The 19,228-nt window shown below is 71.9% G+C and carries 20 protein-coding genes; 7 read left to right on the top strand and 13 right to left on the bottom strand.

What is annotated here, in order from left to right:
• The first annotated feature begins 18 nt into the window (after positions 1–18).
• The 3 genes from PGH47_RS08780 to PGH47_RS08790 all read left to right on the top strand — a co-directional run bounded on the left by PGH47_RS08780 (position 19) and on the right by PGH47_RS08790 (position 2,611).
• Positions 19–624: a hypothetical protein gene (locus PGH47_RS08780; RefSeq protein ID WP_269642899.1), complete on the top strand. Its 606-nt coding sequence runs from the start codon at positions 19–21 to the stop codon at positions 622–624.
• Between the two features lie 84 nt (positions 625–708).
• The gene (locus tag PGH47_RS08785; RefSeq protein ID WP_271662945.1) at positions 709–1,428 is read left to right on the top strand and encodes a 3-keto-5-aminohexanoate cleavage protein; all 720 of its coding nucleotides are present in this window, start codon (positions 709–711) and stop codon (positions 1,426–1,428) included.
• Between the two features lie 115 nt (positions 1,429–1,543).
• Complete coding sequence (locus tag PGH47_RS08790) at positions 1,544–2,611, top strand: RNA ligase (ATP) (protein ID WP_271662946.1); 1,068 nt, start codon at positions 1,544–1,546, stop codon at positions 2,609–2,611.
• Between the two features lie 54 nt (positions 2,612–2,665).
• Here PGH47_RS08790 and soxR read toward each other — a convergent pair whose 3' ends face one another.
• The gene (gene soxR, locus PGH47_RS08795; RefSeq protein ID WP_271662947.1) at positions 2,666–3,139 is read right to left on the bottom strand and encodes a redox-sensitive transcriptional activator SoxR; all 474 of its coding nucleotides are present in this window, start codon (positions 3,137–3,139) and stop codon (positions 2,666–2,668) included.
• 149 nt (positions 3,140–3,288) lie between these two features.
• On the opposite strand from soxR, the gene PGH47_RS08800 reads away from it, so the two are divergent.
• Positions 3,289–3,750, top strand: coding sequence for a MaoC family dehydratase (locus PGH47_RS08800; RefSeq protein WP_271662948.1), 462 nt, complete (start codon positions 3,289–3,291; stop codon positions 3,748–3,750).
• Between the two features lie 20 nt (positions 3,751–3,770).
• Here PGH47_RS08800 and PGH47_RS08805 read toward each other — a convergent pair whose 3' ends face one another.
• The 3 genes from PGH47_RS08805 to PGH47_RS08815 all read right to left on the bottom strand — a co-directional run bounded on the left by PGH47_RS08805 (position 3,771) and on the right by PGH47_RS08815 (position 5,950).
• On the bottom strand, positions 3,771–4,394 hold the full coding sequence (locus tag PGH47_RS08805; protein WP_107909204.1) for a TetR/AcrR family transcriptional regulator: 624 nt from the start codon (positions 4,392–4,394) through the stop codon (positions 3,771–3,773).
• 89 nt (positions 4,395–4,483) lie between these two features.
• Positions 4,484–4,729: a YiaA/YiaB family inner membrane protein gene (locus tag PGH47_RS08810; protein WP_030955107.1), complete on the bottom strand. Its 246-nt coding sequence runs from the start codon at positions 4,727–4,729 to the stop codon at positions 4,484–4,486.
• Positions 4,730–4,798: 69 nt separating this feature from the next.
• Positions 4,799–5,950: an acyl-CoA dehydrogenase family protein gene (locus PGH47_RS08815; protein WP_126901925.1), complete on the bottom strand. Its 1,152-nt coding sequence runs from the start codon at positions 5,948–5,950 to the stop codon at positions 4,799–4,801.
• An 87-nt stretch (positions 5,951–6,037) separates the two neighbouring features.
• Here PGH47_RS08815 and PGH47_RS08820 point away from each other — a divergent pair, with 87 nt between their 5' ends.
• The 3 genes from PGH47_RS08820 to PGH47_RS08830 all read left to right on the top strand — a co-directional run bounded on the left by PGH47_RS08820 (position 6,038) and on the right by PGH47_RS08830 (position 8,806).
• A complete protein-coding gene (locus tag PGH47_RS08820) occupies positions 6,038–6,679 on the top strand; it encodes a TetR/AcrR family transcriptional regulator (protein WP_269645565.1) in 642 nt (213 codons plus the stop codon).
• 78 nt (positions 6,680–6,757) lie between these two features.
• Positions 6,758–7,468, top strand: a complete 711-nt coding sequence (locus tag PGH47_RS08825) for an ArsR/SmtB family transcription factor (protein ID WP_271662949.1) — start codon at positions 6,758–6,760, stop codon at positions 7,466–7,468.
• Positions 7,469–7,867: 399 nt separating this feature from the next.
• Positions 7,868–8,806 carry a DMT family transporter gene (locus PGH47_RS08830; protein WP_271668012.1) on the top strand — a complete coding sequence of 313 codons (939 nt, stop codon included), beginning with the start codon at positions 7,868–7,870 and terminating at the stop codon, positions 8,804–8,806.
• Here PGH47_RS08830 and PGH47_RS08835 read toward each other — a convergent pair.
• From PGH47_RS08835 to PGH47_RS08875, 9 genes are all read right to left on the bottom strand, one after another.
• Positions 8,798–10,120: an MFS transporter gene (locus tag PGH47_RS08835; protein WP_271662950.1), complete on the bottom strand. Its 1,323-nt coding sequence runs from the start codon at positions 10,118–10,120 to the stop codon at positions 8,798–8,800. The genes PGH47_RS08830 and PGH47_RS08835 overlap by 9 nt on opposite strands.
• Positions 10,121–10,245: 125 nt before the next feature.
• On the bottom strand, positions 10,246–11,325 hold the full coding sequence (locus PGH47_RS08840) for a Zn-dependent alcohol dehydrogenase (RefSeq protein ID WP_271662951.1): 1,080 nt from the start codon (positions 11,323–11,325) through the stop codon (positions 10,246–10,248).
• Between the two features lie 11 nt (positions 11,326–11,336).
• Positions 11,337–12,725: an aldehyde dehydrogenase family protein gene (locus PGH47_RS08845; RefSeq protein WP_271662952.1), complete on the bottom strand. Its 1,389-nt coding sequence runs from the start codon at positions 12,723–12,725 to the stop codon at positions 11,337–11,339.
• 117 nt (positions 12,726–12,842) lie between these two features.
• Positions 12,843–13,295, bottom strand: coding sequence for a DUF3574 domain-containing protein (locus PGH47_RS08850; RefSeq protein ID WP_271662953.1), 453 nt, complete (start codon positions 13,293–13,295; stop codon positions 12,843–12,845).
• A 30-nt stretch (positions 13,296–13,325) separates the two neighbouring features.
• Positions 13,326–14,663: an ABC transporter ATP-binding protein gene (locus PGH47_RS08855; RefSeq protein WP_125529236.1), complete on the bottom strand. Its 1,338-nt coding sequence runs from the start codon at positions 14,661–14,663 to the stop codon at positions 13,326–13,328.
• 240 nt (positions 14,664–14,903) lie between these two features.
• Positions 14,904–15,782 (bottom strand): class F sortase, encoded by an 879-nt coding sequence (locus PGH47_RS08860; RefSeq protein WP_271662954.1) that lies wholly within the window; start codon positions 15,780–15,782, stop codon positions 14,904–14,906.
• Positions 15,772–16,383, bottom strand: a complete 612-nt coding sequence (locus PGH47_RS08865; RefSeq protein ID WP_271662955.1) for a hypothetical protein — start codon at positions 16,381–16,383, stop codon at positions 15,772–15,774. Before PGH47_RS08865 ends, PGH47_RS08860 begins: the two co-directional genes overlap by 11 nt.
• Positions 16,384–16,480: 97 nt before the next feature.
• Complete coding sequence (locus PGH47_RS08870) at positions 16,481–17,719, bottom strand: MFS transporter (RefSeq protein WP_271662956.1); 1,239 nt, start codon at positions 17,717–17,719, stop codon at positions 16,481–16,483.
• Between the two features lie 46 nt (positions 17,720–17,765).
• A complete protein-coding gene (locus PGH47_RS08875) occupies positions 17,766–19,175 on the bottom strand; it encodes a CitMHS family transporter (RefSeq protein WP_271662957.1) in 1,410 nt (469 codons plus the stop codon).
• Positions 19,176–19,228 lie beyond the last annotated feature (53 nt).

Raw genomic sequence — 19,228 nt, forward strand, 5'->3', positions numbered from 1 at the left:
TGACGGAGGTGCAGGGCGATGGCCGGTTTCCGGAGTCTGGCGAGACAGGTGCGCGATCCGCGGTGCGATCTCGCGCTGCGGCGCTACTCGCTGCGTAAGTGCCTGGAGCGGTTCGCTCCTTACGGGCACAGGGCGACCTGGGACCACTTGTGCTCCCGGGCGGGATTCGGTCCCGAGGACCGCTCGCCCGACCCGGCGCGGCTCGTGGCCGCGTTGGAGGAGCTGGAGGAGGCGCGTTCGGTCTGGCTGGCCTACGAGGTCGAGTTCGCCGAGCGGCGCAAGAAGGAAAAGCACGACGGACTGCGCAGGCCGGGCAGCGTGGACGACTGGCACCGGCTGACCTGGGGCGGTTTCGGAGTCGCCTGGTGCGACGACCCCCGGGTCCACCCGCAGGAACCCCTGGGCGAGGTGCTGCGCCGGCTGATCTCCGCGCTGGAGCGCGAACCGGGCTCGGAGTGCCCGGCGTGCAGCGGGGGGCGGCTGATCTGGAAGTACGACCTGGCCCATGAACCCTCGTCGGGCCCGGTCTGCACGGACTGCGGGATCGTGGTGCCGCGTCCGGTTCTCACGCCGGAGGCGCTGGCGGCGGCCAGGCGCGGACGGCGGCTGCTGATGTCCGCCTAGTACGACGGGGGTGCGCCGGGGATGCCGCACCCCCCCTTTGCCGGGGCAGCGACGACTGTCAGTGGTGACTGGCACCATCGACACATGATCCAGGTGTGTCTGAACGGACCGCGCGGAGCGGGCGACGGCGCCGTGGTGCCGCTCTCGCCCGAGGCGCTGGCCGAATCCGCGGCCGAGGCCGTCGCGGCCGGGGCCACGGACATCCACGTCCACCCCAAGACCCCCTGCGGACAGGACAGCCTCTCGCCGCGCGTGCTCGCGTCGACGCTGGAGGCGATACGGGCCCGGGTGTCGGTGCCGGTCGGGGTGACGACGGGCGCCTGGACGGAGCCGGATCCCTTGGCGCGGCCGGCGCGTGTCCGCAGCTGGACGGTGCTGCCGGACCACGCCTCGGTCAACTGGCACGAGGCGGGCGCCGAGGAGCTCGCGGCGGCGCTGATCGAGCGGGGCGTGGGCGTGGAGGCGGGCATCTGGTCCGGCACGGACGGCGCGGCCCGGTTCGCCGCCTCGCCGCTGGGGCCACGGGTGTTGCGGGTGCTGGCGGAGGTCACGGACACGTCGGCGGAGACGGCCGAGGCGAGCGCGCGTGCGCTGCTTGCCGACCTGGGCCCGGCGTTCGGCCGCCCGGTGCTGCTGCACGGGGAGGACGGGGGCGCATGGCCGGTGCTGCGGCTGGCGGGACGGCTGGGACTCGCGACGCGCATCGGCCTGGAGGACACGCTGACCCTGCCGAACGGCGAACGGGCCGTGTCCAACGCCCGGTTGGTGGCCGAGGGACTGGTCCAGTACGGCCGACTGCCCTGAGCGCCCGGGCGGGGTCCGCGACGATAGCAGGGCGTAAATCGGTCGCTCCATCGCTTTCCCGTACGGACAGTTGGGGGCGATGAAACGAGAACCGAGGACCTGAAGGAGCCCCCTCATGTCGACGCTGCGCGTCACCGCCGAAGTGCTGACCGTCCATGAACATCCCAACGCCGACGCGCTGGAGCTGGCCCAGGTGGGTCTGTACCGGGCCGTCGTCGCCAAGGGCGCGTACCGCTCCGGTGAGGCCGCGGTGTACATCCCCGAACAGGCGGTGCTGCCGGCCGGCCTGATCGAGGAGCTGGGGCTGACCGGGCGGCTGGCGGGCAGCGCGTCCGACCGGGTCAAGGCGGTGCGGCTGCGCGGTGAGCTGTCGCAGGGGATCGTGTGCCGGCCCAAGGCGCTGGGCGACGTGGACCTGACGCGGGCGGCAGCGCAGGGCACCGACTTCGCCGAGCTGCTCGGGATCACGAAGTGGGTGCCGCCGATCCCTCCGACGATGTCGGGAGACGTGGAATCGGCGCCGGATCTGCTGCCGTGGGTCGACATCGAGAACATCCAGCGGTATCCGGACATCTTCACGCCCGGCGAGCCGGTGGTCCTGACCGAAAAGCTGCACGGCTCCGCCTGCCTGCTGACCTACGTCGCCGACGAGGAGCGGGTCTACGTCTCCTCCAAGGGCTTCGGATCGAAGTCGATGGCGCTGCGCGAGGAGTCGCGGAACCTGTACTGGCGGGCGATCCGGGGACACGGCGTCGCCGAGGCGGCGGCCCGGCTGGCCGAACGGCTCGGGGCCCGGCGGGTCGGCGTCTTCGGCGAGGTCTTCGGGGCCGGCGTGCAGGACCTGACGTACGGCGCCGACGGCCGGCGCGAGACGCTCGGGTACGCCGCGTTCGACGTGTCCGCGGAGATCGACGGGCAGGTGCGCTGGCTGGACGCGGCGGAAGTCCTGGACGGGGAACTGCCCCTGGTGCCGCGGCTGTTCGAGGGCCCCTTCGACATCGAGCGGGTCCTGGAGGTCGCGAGCGGGCGCGAGACCGTGTCCGGGCGGGAGCTGCATCTGCGGGAGGGCGTGGTGATACGTCCGGCCGTCGAGCGATACAGCACGGTGACCGGCGGCCGAGCCATCGCGAAGGCGGTCAGTCCGGCCTATCTGACACGCAAGGGCGGCACGGAGTACGAGTGAACGGCGGCAGCGCTGCGACGCCTCACCCCCGAACGGCGGCAGCGCTGCGACGCCTCAACCCCGACGCCCTCTCCCTCGCTCCACCAGCAGTCGCGACCCCGCCATCCTCTCGCCGAAGGCGTCGTCCGGATTGGACAGGACGCAGCCGTCCAGCGAGAGGCAGCCGCAGCCGATGCAGTCGGTCAAGTGGTCGCGCAGACGGTTGAGTTGCTTGATGCGCTCGTCCAGCTCGGAGCGCCACGCCTCCGACAGCCGTGCCCAGTCCTCATGGGTGGGCGTGCGTTCCTCGGGGAGTTCGGCGAGGGCGTCCCGGATCGTGGCCAGGGGGATGCCGACGCGCTGCGCGGCCCGCACGAAGGCGACGCGGCGCAGCGTGTCACGGGTGTAGCGGCGCTGGTTGCCGGAGGTGCGCCGGCTGCTGATGAGGCCCTTGGACTCATAGAAGTGCAGGGCGGAGACGGCGGCGCCGCTACGGGCGGACAGCTGGCCGACCGTGAGCTCGTGAATCTTCTCGGGGATCTGGGGCACCCCTCAAACCTACCTACCCGCGTCACCCTCCCGGTCCGTTGACAGAGGCTCCGCCACCTAGCATGCTAAGCAGTTGCTTAGACATGGGCGCAGGCATTGCTCACTGGGCACATCACACACTGGGCATACGTGACGCGGGAGGCCGGGACATGGCAGAGCCGAGGATCTTCACCTCCGTCGACGAACTGAGGTCGGCGGTGGGCGAGCAGCTGGGGTACACGGACTGGCTGGAGGTCGATCAGAAGCGGATCGACCTCTTCGCCGAGGCCACCGGTGACCACCAGTGGATCCACGTCGACCCGGAGAAGGCCGCGACCGGTCCCTTCGGGACGACCATCGCCCATGGGTACCTCACCCTGTCGCTGCTCCCGCTCTTCGGCCCCCAGCTCATCAAGGTCGAGGGCGTGAAGATGGGCGTCAACTACGGGTCGAACAAGGTGCGTTTCCCCGCCCCGGTGCCGGTGGGCTCGCGGCTGCGCGCCACCGCGACGATCACCGGCGTGGACGACGTGACGGGCGGCGTCCAGGTCAGCGTCGCGTTCACCGTGGAGCGCGAGGGCGGGGACAAGCCCGTGTGCGTCGCCGAGTCCGTCTCGCGCTACTACCTGTAGCCGGGGCTCCCGGCCGGGGCCTACTTCGCCCCCACCATCCGCAGCACGAGGTCGGCGTACAGCGCGCCGACCTCGTCGGGCGTCCAGGGGCCGTCGACGTTGAACCAGCGGGCCACGTCGATGCACAGCGACAGCACGGCGAGGGTCGTGCCCTTGACGTCCAGGACGTCGAAGTCGCCGGCACCCATCCCGTCCTCGATGATCGCGCGCACCTCGGCGTCGCACTGCCTGCGCAGCGCGAGGATCTCGGCGCGGGCGTCGGGGCCGAGCGAGTCGAGTTCGTACTGCACGACCCGTGCGGTGGTGCGCCCCCCGGCGTGCCAGCGGACGAAGGAGCTCACGGCGTCGGAGAGCCGCTCGGCGGGGGTGCCCTCGCGCCGGGCCGCGGTCCGCAGGATGTCCAGGGCCTTCTCGTGGCCGATCCTGCTGATCCGGTGGAGCAGCTCTTCCTTGGTCTTGTAGTGGATGTAGAGCGCGGCCGGGCTCATGCCGGCGCGGCCCGCGATGTCGCGGGTCGTCGTGGCGTGGTAGCCGCGCTCGGCGAAGGCCTCCACGGCGGCGATCAGCAGCCGCCGGGCCGCGTCGGGCGTGACCTCGGCCCACGCCGACGTCTCGCCGCCGGCCGTCTCCTCCGCCGTACTCATCGCTCACTCGCCCCTCTCGCTGACAGAAGGACCACCATACCGCCCAGGGTGAGCGGGCGCTTAGCGGCCCGGCAGGGCGTCCGGGGTTCTCAGAGCTTTTCGAAGGGGTGGTACGCGGGCCGGTCGGCCTCCTGGCGGTCCCGGATCACCTTGGCGAGCGTGAAGGCGGAGGTGACGAGGTACAGGACGGCGATCGCGAGGAAGGCCCGCACCCAGGCGTCGGCGTTGAGTTTGAAGATGCCGATGGCGGTGGCGGCCATGGCGACCGCGAAGGAGGCGACCGCCTGACCGTAGAAGGCGGCGGTGTTCTGCTGCTTGCCGGATGCGTCACTCATGGGGACAAGGGTCGGCGGATGTGGCCGTAACCACATCCGCCGAAGTACCTAGGCGGCGGGCGCGGATACTCAGAACGCCGACACTCCCGTCAACGCCCGCCCGATGAGCAACTTCTGGATCTGGCTGGTGCCTTCGTAGAGGGTCATCACTCGGGCGTCCCGCAGCAGCTTGCCCGCCGGGTACTCGTCGATGTAGCCGTAGCCGCCGAAGACCTGGAGGGCGTTGTTGGCGGCGCGCACGGCCGCCTCGGAGGCGAAGAGCTTGGCCTTGGAGGACTCCACGGCGAAGGGCTGCCCGCGGTCGATCAGATCGGCGACGCGCCAGGTCAGCAGCCGCGCCGCGTCCACGTCGACGGCGATGTCGCTGATCAGCTCCTGGACCAGCTGGTGGTGGGCGATCGGCTTGCCGAACTGCTCGCGCTCCCCCGCGTAGCGGACGGCCGCGTCCAGCGCGGCCTGGGCTATGCCGACGCAGCCCGCGGCGACCGACATCCGCCCCTTGGCCAGGGCGGCCATCGCGACCGAGAAGCCCTTGCCCTCCTCCCCCAGCATGGCCGACGCGGGCACCCGTACGTCCTCCAGCACGAGCTCGGCGGTGGCCTGGCCGCGCAGGCCGAGCTTGCCGTGGATGGTGCGGCGGGTCAGGCCGGGCGTGTCGGTGGGAACCAGGAAGGCGGAGACACCCTTGTGGCCCGGCGCGTCGGTGGACCGGGCGAAGAGCAGGACGACGTCGGCCCAGGTGCCGTTCGTGATGAACATCTTGGTGCCGTTGAGTACGTAGTCCCCGCCGTCGCGCACCGCCCGCGTGGACAGGTTCCCGGCGTCGGAGCCGGTGCCCGGCTCGGTGAGACCGAAGCAGCCGACCAGCTCGCCCGTGGTGAGCCCGGGCAGCCAGCGGCGCTTCTGCTCCTCGCTGCCCCGGGCCGCGATCGTCTTGGCGACCAGGCCGAGGGAGACGGAGACGATCCCGCGCACCGAGGAGTCGCCGCGTCCCAGCTCCTCCGTGACCAGGCAGTACGCGAGATGGTCGCCGCCCGAGCCGCCGTACTCCTCGTCGATCGTCAGGCCGAGGAAGCCGACCTCGCCGAGTTTCTTGACCAGGGCACGGTCCACTTCCTCCGCACGGTCCCACTCGACGACGTTCGGCGCGATCTCGCGGTCCACGAAGTCCCGGGCGAGGCGGCGGACGGCGGTCTGCTCCTCGCTGAGCTCCAGGTTCATGCGGAGTCACCCCACAGACGTAGATTGAAAGCCGTACATTTAAATTAGCACTGCTAGTTTCCGTTGGGCAGCCCTACTATGTGCGCCATGGCCCGACCGCGCAAGCCCCTCCTCAGCTACGACCGGATCGTCGAGACGGCTCGCGAACTCGTGGACGCGGAGGGCCTGTCGGCCGTCTCCACGCGCCGCCTCGCCGCCGAGCTCGGGGTGAGCGGGCCGTCGCTGTACAACCACTTCCGCACGAAGGACGAGATCCTGGAGGCGGTCGCCGACTCGGTGAGCGCGCAGGTCGACCTGTCGATGTTCGAGGACGGCCGGGACTGGCGGACCGCACTGCACGACTGGGCCGTCTCCTACCGCGCGGCCCTGCGCGACCACCCCAACATCGTGCCCGTCCTGGCCCGCGGGCCCGGCCGTCGCCCGGCGGCGCTGCGCCTCGCCGACGCCGTGTACGGCGGGATGGTGGCGGCGGGGTGGCCGGCGGCGCAGGCCACGTCCATCGGCGCGCTGATGCGGTACTTCATCATGGGCTCGGCGCTGGGCTCGTTCGCCGGGGGCTTCGTGGACGACGCGAGCGCGTACGACCCCGCCGACTACCCGCACCTCGGGCAGGCCCACCTCCTCGCCGAGCAGCAGGAGAAGATCGACGAGCGGGCGTTCGAGACGGGGCTGACGGCGCTGCTGGACGGGCTGGCCCGGCAGTACGAGCAGGTCGGCCGGGACGTCTGAGCCCGCGCTCGGTCGGTTGCGGCGGGCACCGGTGACTCTTCGGCCGTCGCCGAAGTGTCCGTGCCCCATCCTGGACGCATGGCCACCAAGGACCCCCAGGCGACGCAGCTCGCCCGCCTCGCCGGTCTCGTCGCCGACGAGACCCGGGCCGCCTGTCTGCTGGCGCTGCTCGACGGGCGGGCCTGGACGGCCGGTGAGCTGGCGCGGCACGCGGGCGTCGCGGCGTCGACGCTGAGCGAGCATCTGGGCAAGCTGGTCGGGGGCGGGCTGCTCACCGAGGAGCGGCAAGGGCGGCACCGGTACGTCCGGTTGGCCGACGAGCGGGTCGCACAGCTGGTGGAGGACCTGGCCGCGCAGGTGAGCCCCGGTGCGGTGCGCCGGCCCCGGAATCTGCGGGAGTCCAGCGCCGGTTCGGCGATGGCCCGCGGCCGGACCTGCTACGACCATCTCGCCGGGCGGCTCGGTATCGCGGTCACCGACGCGTTGACCTCGCGGGGGTTGCTGCGGCAGGACACCGGGTTCGCGCTGACCGAGGCGGGGCTCGGCTGGTTCGACGCCGCGGGCATCCCCCTCGACCGCAGCGGCCGCCGTCCGCTGGCCCGGGGCTGCCTCGACTGGACCGAACGGCGGCCCCATCTCGCGGGTGTCTCGGGGGCGGCCCTGTGCCGGCATGCGCTGGAGGCGGGGTGGTGCGTGCGGATCGGGTCGGAGCGGGCGGTGAAGGTGACTCCGGCGGGGGTGCGGGTGCTGGGGGAGCTCTTGGGGATCGAGGCGGGGGCGTTGGGGTGAGGCGGCGGCTCCCGGGGGGGGTGGCTTGTGTTGTGTGCCGGGTGCGGGTGGGTGGGGGCTGGTCGCGCCCGCGCGGCGGAGCCGCAAATTGAAGCGGCCCCGCGCCCCTGGTCGGCAGTGGTCGGCGGGGTCTTCGCGGGGCCCGGCGTGTCGGTCGACGTGTCGGGTGCGGGTGGGTGGGGGCTGGTCGCGCCCGCGCGGCGGAGCAGCAAATTGAAGCGGCCCCGCGCCCCTGGTCGGCAGTGGTCGGCGGGGTCTTCGCGGGGCCCGGCGTGCCGGTCGACGCGCGGCGGAGCCGCAAATTGAAGCGGCCCCGCGCCCCTCGAAGCGGCGCTGTCATCGCCCCGTCCGAAAACCGCGAGCCCTTGCCCTCTCCTCCCTCCTAGCCTCTGGAGCATGATGCGCACCTCCTCCGCCAACCGTCCCGAGCTGCTCGCCGCCGGTGCCGCCGGTGTCACCGTCGTGATGTGGGCCTCGGCCTTCGTTTCCATCCGTAGTGCCGGGGCCGAGTACTCGCCCGGAGCGCTCGCGCTGGGGAGGCTGCTCGTCGGGGCCGTGGTGCTGGGGCTCATCTGTCTGGTTCGCCGGGAGGGGCTGCCGCCCAGGGCGGCCTGGCCCGGGATCGCGATATCGGGGCTGTTGTGGTTCGGCTTCTACAGCGTCGTCCTGAGCTGGGGCGAGCAGCAGGTGGACGCCGGCACGGCGGCCCTCGTGGTGAACACCGGGCCGATCCTCATCGCGCTGCTGGGCGCCCGGCTGCTCGGCGATCCGATGCCGCCGCGGCTGCTCGCGGGCATGGCGGTGTCGTTCGCCGGCGCTGTGACCGTGGGTCTTTCGATGTCGGGCGAGGGCGGCTCCTCGGTGCTCGGCGTGGTGCTGTGCCTGCTCGCCGCGATCGGCTACGCGGGCGGCGCGGTGGCGCAGAAGCCGGCGCTCGGCCATGCGAGCGCGCTCCAGGTGACGACGTACGGGTGCCTGGTCGGCGTGGTGCTCTGCCTGCCGTTCGCCGGGCAGCTCGTCGACGACGTGGCCCATGCCTCGCCGTCCGCGACGCTCAACCTGGTCTATCTGGGCGTCTTCTCGCTGGCGCTCGCGTTCACCACGTGGGCGTACGCCCTGGCCAGGACGACCGCCAGCCGGATGGGCGCGACCACGTACGCGGTGCCCGCGCTGGTCGTGCTGATGTCGTGGCTGGCGCTCGGCGAAGTGCCCGGGCTGCTCACGCTGGCGGGCGGGGTGCTGTGTCTGGCGGGTGTGGCGGTGTCCCGGTCCAGGACCCGGTCCGCCCGGGTCGTGGCGAGCGCGCCGCGACCCGAGCAGACCCGCGAGTCAGCGTGAACGCGCCTTGTCGGCCAGCACCTTGATGGACAGCAGGGCGATCACGGCGAGGCCGATGATGTAGGCGGACACCGCCATCGAGGTGCCCGTGGCCTCCAGCAGCAGCACCATGACGAACGGGGCGAGCCCGCCGCCGAGCACGGCCGCGATCTGGTAGCCGAGGGAGGCGCCGGTGTAGCGCATCTCGGGCGTGAACAGCTCGGCGAACAGGGCCGCCTGGGGGCCGTACATGATGCTGAGGAAGCAGCTCGCGACGAAGCTGCCGACCGCCAGCCACAGCAGCGAACCGGTGTCGATCAGCAGGAACAGCGGGACTGCCCACAGGGCTATGCCGGCCGCGCCGAGCGCGTAGACACGGATGCGGCCGATCTTGTCGGAGAGCGCGGCGGCGGCCGGGATCAGCACCAACTGGGTGAGGCTGACGCAGAGCGAGACGGTGAGGACGGCGCTCTTCTTCATACCGAGTTCGCGGGTCGTGTAGTCGAGCACGCCGGTGATGATGATGTAGAAGGTCGCCGTGTTCACGGCGAAGGAGCCTCCGGCGAGGAGCACCGTACCGAGGTGGTCGCGCAGGATCGTCCGCAACGGAGAGGACTGCTCGACCTTCTCCTCCTCGGCCAGCCTCTTCTCCGCCTCCCGGAATTCGGGGGTCTCCTCGACGCGCGTGTGGATGTACCAGGCGAGCACGAGGACGAGCAGGCCGACGAGGAACGGCACACGCCAGGCCCAGGCGGCGAACTCGGAGTCGGTGGTGAACGCGCCGGCCAGCAGGAACACCGTGTTGGCGGTCACCACGCCGATGGGGACGCCGAGCTGGACGAAGCTGCCGTAGATGCCGCGCTTGCCCTCGGGGGCGTACTCGGTGGCCATCAGCATCGCGCCGCCCCACTGGGCGCCCACGGCGATGCCCTGCAGCACCCGGAAGAGGACGAGCAGGATCGGGGCGGCGACGCCGATCGTCTCGTAGGTCGGGAGCAGGCCGATGCCGGTGGTGGCGATGCCCATGAGGGTGAGCGCGAGGACCAACATGGGCTTGCGGCCGCGCTTGTCGCCGAGCTGGCCCGCGACGATGCCGCCGATGGGGCGGGCGAGGAAGCCGACCGCGAAGGTGGCGAAGGCGGCGAGCACCCCGGCGGTGGGGCTGCCGGCCGGGAAGTACAGATCGCCGAGGACGAGGGCGGCGGCGATGCCGAAGACGAAGTAGTCGTACCACTCGACGGCCGAGGCGAGGGCCGCCGCTGTGGCAACGCGGCGCCGGTTGACCGTGGGGAGGGCGGTCGTGGTGGCTGGGTGAGCGGAGGGGGCCATGTCCATGCGTGCACACTCCGGTGGGTGCGTGGGGACGTTGGCGGCGAACGTACCGACCGGGCGGTATGGGGTCAACGGTTGTGCGGGAAGGTTGCCCGGGGCACCCGAGGGCCCCGGGCGACATCAGAGGCTCAGAACACCACCAGGGCCCGGCCGCCCTTGCCCGCGAGCATGTTCTCGAAGGCCGCCGGAATCCCCTCAAGCGCGATCCGCTCCGTCACCAGCGCGCCCAGGTCCAGGCGCCCCGCGCGCACGTGCCCGGCCAGCACCGGCAGGTCCCGGGCCGGGTCGGAGTTGCCGTAGACGCAGCCGGAGAGGGTGCGGCCCCAGTGGAAGATCTCCAGCGCGTTGAAGGTCACCTGCTGGTCCTTGCCGCCGATGCCGACGACCGTGGTGCGGCCGCCGCGGCGGGTGGAGTCCCAGGCGGTGCGGATGGTGGTCGCGCGGCCCACGCACTCGACGGCCACGTCCACGCCCTGCTTGCCGGTCAGGCCCCGGATCTCGCGGGCGGTGTTCTCGGAGGCGATCACATAGTCGGTGGCTCCCGCCGCGCGCGCCAGTTCCTCCTTCTCCGGGGAGACGTCGACGGCGACGATCTTCGAGGCTCCCGCGATCCGGGCGGCCTGGAGGGCGGCCAGGCCGACCCCGCCGACGCCGAACACGGCGACGGTCTCGCCCTCCCGCACCCGCGCCGAGTGGTGCACGGCGCCGTAGCCGGTGAGTACGGCGCAGCCCAGCAGGGCGGCGTCGGCGAGCGGCACGCCGTCCGGGAGCGGCAGCAGGCAGTCGGCGGAGACGACCGTCTCCTCGGCGAACGCGGCGACGTTCAGACCGGGATGCAGTTCGGTGCCCGAGGCGGTGCGGGCGTGGACGTCGGCGGCGCCGTTCAGCGCGTTGGCGCACAGCCAGACCTCGCCGAGCCCGCAGGCGTGGCAACTGCCGCACGAGGGCGCCCAGTTGAGGACGACTCCGTCGCCCGGCGCGAGATGGGCGACCCCCTCCCCCACGGACACCACCGTGCCGGCGCCCTCGTGGCCCAGGACCGCGGGGACGGGGACGCGCATGGTGCCGTTCGACAGGGACAGGTCGGAGTGGCAGACGCCGGCGGCGGCCAGGCGGACGCGGACCCGGCCGGGGCCGGGCTCGGGCAGTTCGATGTCGGTGACCTCCAGCGGAGCCCCGACGGCGGGCAGGACGGCGGCGCGAACCATGTGCGGGCTCCTCAGAACTGGAGGGACTTGGTCTGGAGGTACTCGGCCAGGCCGTGTGCGCCCAGCTCGCGGCCCACGCCCGACTGCTTGTAGCCGCCGAAGGGGGCGCGGACGTTGAAGCGGCCGCCGTTGATGTCGACCTGCCCGGTGTCCATCCGGCGCGCGAAGGCGACCGCCTCAGCCTCCTCGCCGGCCCACACGGCGCCCGCGAGGCCGTAGACGGTGCCGTTCGCGATACGCAGGGCGTCCTCCTCGTCGTCGTAGCGCAGGATCGACAGGACCGGGCCGAAGATCTCCTCCTGGGCGATCGTCATCCCGGGCGTCACATCGGCGAAGACGGTCGGGCTGACGTACCAGCCCTGCTCGCGCGGCGCCTCGGTGCCGCCCGCGACCAGCCGTGCCCCCTCGGCGACGCCCTTCTCGATGTAGCCGAGGACCCGTGCCTGCTGCTTGGCGCTGACCACCGGGCCGATCCGCTCGCCGTACTTCGCGGCGGCGGTCGCGGCGAGCTCGACGGCCTCGTCGTACTGGTCGCGGTGGACCAGCATCCGCGTCCAGGCGCTGCACGTCTGCCCGGAGTTGGACATCACGTTGGCGACGCCGACGTTGACCGCCTTGGCCAGGTCGGCGCTCGGCAGGATGACGTTGGCGGACTTGCCGCCCAGCTCCAGGGCGACCTTCTTGATCGCCGCTCCGGCCACGGCGGCGATCTGCCGGCCGACGGCCGTGGAACCGGTGAAGGACACCAGGTCGACGTCCGGGTGCTCGGCGAGCGCCTGGCCCGCGACCGGGCCGAGGCCGGTGACCAGGTTGAAGACGCCCGCGGGGACGCCGGCCTCGTGGACCGCCTCGGCGAAGAGCTGGGCGACCAGCGGGGTGTCCTCGGCGGGCTTGAGAACCACCGTGCAGCCCGCGGCCAGCGCCGCGGCGACCTTGGCGACGATCTGGTGGAGCGGGTAGTTCCAGGGCGTGATCGCGCCGACCACACCCAAGGGCTCCAGGTACACGGTCGAGTTGCCGACCCGCTCCTCGAAGGCGTAGGTTGCCGCCAATTCGGCGTACGAGCCCGCGACCCCGATCGGCGCGCCGGTCTGGACGGCCTCGGAGAACTTCAGGGGCGAGCCGAGTTCGGCGGTGACGGTCTCGGCGATCTCGTCCTTGCGGGCCACCAAGGCGTCCCGCAGGGCGGCCAGCCGTGCGGCCCGTTCGGCGGGCGGGGTGGCGGCCCAGCCCGGGAAGGCGGCTCGGGCGGCCCGTACGGCGGTGTCGACGTCGAGGGCGGTGCCGGCCGGGACCTGCCCGATGACCTGCTCGTCGGCGGGGTTCACCACCTCGATCACGTCCCCGCTCGTGGCGGGCCGCCACGCGCCGTCGATGTACATGCCGTCGTGTGCCTTCATCACGCTTCCTCCCGGGCGGGGCGCCTCGTCGTCCGGCTGTGGTCGCCGGACTCATAAACTAGCGGCGATAGTTTTTGCGCGCCAGACACCCCGGACGATCAGCCGGACCCCATGACATCAGAAGTCCACCCGCGCCCGGTCGTCCACCCTCCCCACGGCCTCCTGCCCGAAGGTCTTCTCGTAGGCGCTCCGGATCCCCTCGATCCTGCGGTCGCCGTCCTGCGCCCGCGCCTCGGGGTAGAGCAGGATCAGCTCGTACGAGGTCTCCTTCTCGATCGCCCCGTTCGCGTCCCGCCACTGTCCGCGCCCGCTCTGCACGGTCAGCCCGTCCGGGAAACCGGGCGTGACCTCCTCGTCGACGAACTCCATGAACTGCCGGTCGGTGACGGCCGGGCCGCCGTCGGGGCGTGCGGTGCCGAAGAACAACCGGGTCTCGATGTACGGCTCTCCGCGCGCCGGCACCGCGGCGGCGGTGTCGTCGAGGGTGGCGTAGGCGGTCGGGGCACCGACAGCCAGGAGCAGTCCGGCGACCGCCAAGGAAGCCCGAGTTCGGGTGAGTTGCACGTTCATACACCCATGACTACCTATGTCCGCGGTGCGTCATTCCTCCAGATCCGGCAGCCGCGCCGGGGCAGGGCAGATGCGGTCGCCGTGCTGGTCGAAGACGAACAGATGGGCGAGGTCGACGAGGAGCGGGACGTGCATGCCGTGCCGGAGATCGAAGTCCGGGGTGGTGCGGACGATGAGGTCGCCGGGCAGCCGGCCCTCGGGCGGCGCGGGGTCGTGGGCGTCGTCGGCCGGGTGCTCCAGCGCCACCACCGGCCCGGCGCGCAGGGCGCCCGCGCGGTTGCGCAGCCGCTCCAGCACCGAGCCCGAGTCACGGCGTCTGCGCCGGACCGGCGGCGCCGGACGCGGGGCCTCCAGGTCCGGGACGACGGCCGGCCGGGAGCCGGTGTTGAAGTGGACGAGGACCTCGTGGCCCTGGAACTCCACATGCTCGACCAGTCCGGTGATGTGCACCTCGCCGGGGCGGGCACTGGCGGGCTTCGCGATGCGGACGGCCTCCGAACGCAGACCCACGATCACCTCGCGCCCCTGCTGCACCCGCAGCAACTGGTGGTCCAGGCACAGGGGTTCGGGCAGCCGGAGGTACTGCTTGCCCAGGCTGATGGTCATCGCGCCGTCCAGCGGGGCGCGCACGACGCCGCGCAGCAGGTTGATCCGCGGGGTGCCGATGAAGGCGGCGACGAAGACGTTGCGCGGCAGCGAGTACACCGAGCGGGGCGTGCCGACCTGCTGGAGGACGCCGCCGCGCAGCACGGCGACCCGGTCGCCGAGGGACATCGCCTCGGCCTGGTCGTGGGTGACGTAGACCGTGGTGACGCCCAACTTGCGGGTGAGACCGGAGATCTCGGCGCGCAGATGGTTGCGGAGCTTGGCGTCGAGGTTGGACAGCGGCTCGTCCATCAGGAACGCGGAGGGGTGTCGGGCGATGGCCCGGCCCATGGCTACGCGCTGGCGTTCGCCGCCGGAGAGCTGGGCGGGGAAGCGGTCGAGGAGGTCCTCGATGCCCAGCATGCGGGCGGTGGCGTCCACCCGCGTACCGGGGTCCTCGCCGGGCGCCTCGATGCGCAGCGGGAAGCCGATGTTGTCGCGGCTGGTCATGCTCGGGTAGAGGGCGAAGTTCTGGAAGACCATCGCGATGCGCCGGTCGGCCGGCAGCAGGTCGTTGGCCCACTCCCCGTCCAGCAGCAGTTCGCCCTCGTCGATCTCCTCAAGACCGGCGATCATCCTGAGCACGGTGGACTTGCCGCAGCCGGAGGGCCCGAGCAGCACGAGGAACTCACCGGGCTCGATGTCCAGTGTGAGCCGGTCCACGACGCGGGTGCCCCGCGTGTAGGACTTGCTCACGTCGTGCAGGGAGATGGCGCGTGTCATGACGGATGCCCCCGGGGGCTCATTCAGGCGCCGGGGCCCGTCCGGCATGCCGGGTGATGGGTGCGTACGGTCCGGCACGCGCTCCGCCGGACGGGCCCTGGTGCTCCGCGGTCGAACGCCTCGTGCGGGTCGCACGGGGTGTGTGAGTCACGGAAGTTAACGGAATGTATGCGGCCGGGGGAAGGGAACGGGCCGAATCGGGCGCCGCTGTCCATCAGGCGGGCAAACGGACGGCCGGATTCAGCGCCGGCCGCCGGCCTTCGGCTCACGGGTCGCCTTCAGATGGGCGTACACGACGACGTTGCCGGTGTAGCCGGTCCTGCGGTTGTAGTTGCCGCCGCAGGTGATCAGCCGCAGCTCCGGCCGGGCCCGGGCGCCGTACACCTCACGGTTGGGGAACTTGTCCTTCTGGTACGTCTTGATGGCGTCGACGGAGTAGACGGCGGTCCGCCCGTCGGCGCGCCGGACCTCGATGCGCTTGCCGCGCTTCAGTTCGCCGAGGCCGCCGAAGACGGCGGGGCCGGTGTTGGTGTCGAGGTGGCCCACGGCGATGGCGGTGCCCGTCTCCCCCGGGGAGGGTCCGTCCGCGTACCAGCCGACCAGGTTCGGCTCGTCCTCCGGGGGCGCGGGCAGCCGCCGCTCGCTGTCGAGGTGCAGGTCCATCAGCGGGGAGTCGACGCTGATGTAGGGGATGACGAGGCGGGTCGCGCGGGAGCGTGGCAGGGGGACGGGGCCGGCGGGGCGCTTGGCGGACTTTCCGGCGCGGGCGGGTTGGGGTGACGGGGAGGGTGGGGGTGGGGCCGGGGTGCTCGCCGTGCCCGTACCGGTGGTCGCGGGCGTGGCAGGAGCGGGGGGTGGTTCGGGGGGTGCCTCGCGGGTGCCGGGAGGCGGATCGCCCGCCCGAGGGCGGGAGTCGGCGCCCGCCCCGCCGGCACCGCTTCCGGTGCCGGCGGCTCGGACCTCGGAGGCCTCGGCCGAGCCCGGAGCGGTCGTACCGGCTCCGGGCCGTTCATGGTCGCACCGGACGCAGACCACCACCAGCGAGACGGTCAGTACGGCCGTCCTCGCCAGGCGGTAGGCACGCCGGCGATACCAGGGCCTGCGTCTTCTACGCGCCATGCGTACGGCGACGGAGCCGGAACCACATCACCCCGCCCACCGCGGCCAGGCCGACGATGCCGGCACCGGCGACCGTGGTGAAGGCCTCGCCGCGCGCGATGCCACCACCGCCGGCCGGCGGACCGCCCTGCGGGCCGGGCGGGGGTGTCGTCATCGAGGTACGGCAGTCGACCGAGAAGGTCTTCTGCCGCTCGCCGCCCGTGATGCCCGTGAACGTCCACGTCAGCTGGTACTGCCCGTCGGGCAGGTTCAGGTCCTCGGTGTGGCCGATGCCGCCCGCGAGGTTGAGGGTCCCGCGCAGCGTGGCGCCGCCCGGCACATTCGGCTGGGTCGCGATGTTCCAGGTGACGGCCGTGATGGTCTCGAAGTTGGCCGCGTCGAGGTAGAACCGGCAGACCCTCGGCTCGTCGATCGCGTCCCCGTAAGGCGTGCGCGCGACCCCGTCCCACGGCGCCGTGTGGATCTTGAGCGTGCCATTGTCGCCGGGCGCCATCGGCGCGGCTCCCGACGTCGGCATCCCGGTGAGCGGAGTCAGCGCGGCGGTCAGCGCCGTGACGGCGACGATGCGCGCGGCGCGGCGTGGAAGAGGCGTGGTGGGCATGCGAGTCCTCCGAGTCAGACGATTTTCGTACAAATCGCTCTTCTGACTCTCTTTCACATGTGCACGCCGAATCGTGGAAGCAGCGCCTTACGGCCCATCAGATACCACTCTTTCGACGCAAGATCGCCCTCGACAGGCTCGCCTTACCGGCGTCCTCGGACGCCCCCGCCGGCCGCGCGGGCGCTCGCAGCGCCGTACCCGCCGACACCAGCAGCAGCGCGCCCAGCATCACGAACGGCGCAGCCACCCCCGCGAGCCCGGCGACCAGCCCCGCCGACGCCGGTGCGGCGACCTGGCCGAGGCGGTTGCCGGTCAGCCGCAGCGCGAGGGCGGTGGAGCGGGCGCCCTCGGGGGCCGCCTGGACGACCGTCGTCATGGACAGCGGCTGGCCCACACCGAGGCAGAAGCCGAGCACCGCCAGCATCACGGCGAGCGCCCACACCGGCACCGGCAGCGCGATGCCCGCGCACAGCAGGGCCGCCAGCAGACAGGTCACGGTCAGCAGCAGGGTGCGGCCGAGCAGCCGCAGCAGGGGCGTCAGGACAAGGCGGCACGCGATGGTGGCCGCCGCGCGCAGGCTGAGCAGGACGCCGATCATGGCCGGCGCGATGCCCCGGTGCTCGCCGACCACCGGCAGATAGGCGGTGAGGATGTCGGTCGCGGACAGCACGGCGAGGCTGATGAAGATCCCGGCGGGTACGCCGCGGGCGCGCAGGATGCGCTGTACAGGCACCCGTTCGCCCTGTTCGCTGCGGGAGTTGGCCGTCGCAGGGCTCTCTATGCGCCACAGCGAGGTGAAGGCGACCGCGCCGCCCGCGCCGGCCACCAGCAGGGCGAGAGCGCTGGTCCCCGCCATGTCGGGGCCGCCGATCAGCGCGCCCGCGGCGATCGGGCCGACCAGCTGGCCGAGGGAGGCGCCGATCGTGAAGTGGCCGAAGTTGCGGTCCTGTTCGTGCGGGGCGGACTGACGGGCGACCAGGGACTGGGCGCCGATCACGAAGCAGAGGTGGCCGAGGCCCATGACCCCGCTCCAGACCGCCATCGCCCACAGCGAGTCCGCGAGGCCGCTGAGGGCACAGCCGCCGGATATCAGGACCACGCCGACCGGCAGCAGCGGGGCACAGCGGCCGTGGTCGGTACGGCGGCCCAGTGGGACGGCGACGAACAGCGGGAGCAGGGCGTACACGCCCGCGATCACACCGATCGCCCGCTCGTCGGCACCCAGCGCGAGGGCCCGGTAGGAGACGGCGGGCCGTGCCATCGACACCGCCCCCTGCGCGAAGCTGAAGGCGATGACGAGGCGGAGCAGCCAGCCGCGGTTCCCACCGGGCCTCATTGAACGTGTCCTCCGTGAGCTGTGTGCGTGGACGGGGCGATGCGGATCAGATGATTCCGAAGAGCATGCCCGCCGCGAGGATGATCAGACAGGTGAGGGCCGCCCACTTCACCACGAACTTGGTGTGGTCGCCGAACTCCACCTTCGCCATACCGACGAGGACGTACACAGCGGGGACGAGCGGGCTCGACATGTGCAGCGGCTGGCCGACCAGGGAGGCGCGGGCCATCTCCAGCGGCGTGACGCCATGTGCAGCGCCGGCCTCGGCGAGCACCGGCAGGACGCCGAAGTAGAAGCCGTCGTTGGACATGAAGTACGTGAGCGGAAGGCTCAGCACACCGGTGACCAGGGCCATGTGCGGGCCCATGCCCTCGGGGATGACGTCCACCATCCACTTGGCCATGTGGTCGACCATGCCGGTGCCCTGGAGGACGCCGGTGAAGACGGCGGCGGCGAAGACCATGCCGGAGACGTTCAGGACGTTGTCGGCGTGCGCGGCCAGGCGGGCCTTCTGGTCCGGGATGTGCGGGAAGTTCACCGTGAGCGCGAGCGCGGCGCCGAGCAGGAACAGCACCGGGATCGGCAGCCACTCCATGATCATGGCGGTCAGCAGGCCGACCGTCAGCAGCGCGTTGAACCAGTAGAGCTTGGGGCGCAGGGTGGGCCGGTCGGGGTCCAGGGCCTGGAAACGCTCGTCGTCCTCGGTGTCCTCCGCGTCGGTGCCGGAGCCCGAACCACCGTTCGTCACCGGGGACTTGGCCGCACCGGAGCCGGAGCCGCCCGAGCCCACGAGTACCGTCTCGGTCTCCTTCTCCTCGACCAGGACCTCGTTCAGCGTGAGCACGCCGAGACGCTTGCGCTCGCGCAGACCGAGGAAGTACGAGAGGACGAAGACGGCGAGCAGACCCACGGCGAGGGCCGGGATCATCGGGACGAAGATGTCGCTGGCGTCGAGCTTGAGCGCGGTGGCGGCACGGGCGGTCGGGCCACCCCACGGCAGGGTGTTCATCACGCCGTTGGCCATCGCCGCGACACCGGTCATCACGACCAGGCTCATCTTCAGGCGCTTGTACAGCGGGTACATCGCCGAGACGGTGATCATGAAGGTGGTCGAGCCGTCGCCGTCGAGCGAGACGATCGCGGCGAGGATCGCCGTGCCCACGACGATCCGCATCGGGTCGGCCTTGCAGAACTTCAGGATGCCCCGAACGATCGGGTCGAAGAGGCCGACATCGATCATCACACCGAAGTAGACGATCGCGAACATGAGCATCGCCGCGGTGGGGGCGAGGCTGGTGACGCCTTCGATGACGTAGTCACCGAGCTTGGCGCCCTTTCCGACGAACACACAGAACAGTGCCGGAATAAGCACGAGCGCCGCGATCGGCGACATCTTCTTCATCATGATCAGGACCAGGAAGGTCGCGATCATGGCGAAGCCGAGGATGGTCAGCATGTGGATACCTAACGTTCGCCCTTGAACATCCCACGAGGGCCGGGGGTGCGACG

It is taken from the genome of Streptomyces sp. HUAS 31 (assembly GCF_028198125.1).
Taxonomy (GTDB): domain Bacteria; phylum Actinomycetota; class Actinomycetes; order Streptomycetales; family Streptomycetaceae; genus Streptomyces; species Streptomyces chartreusis.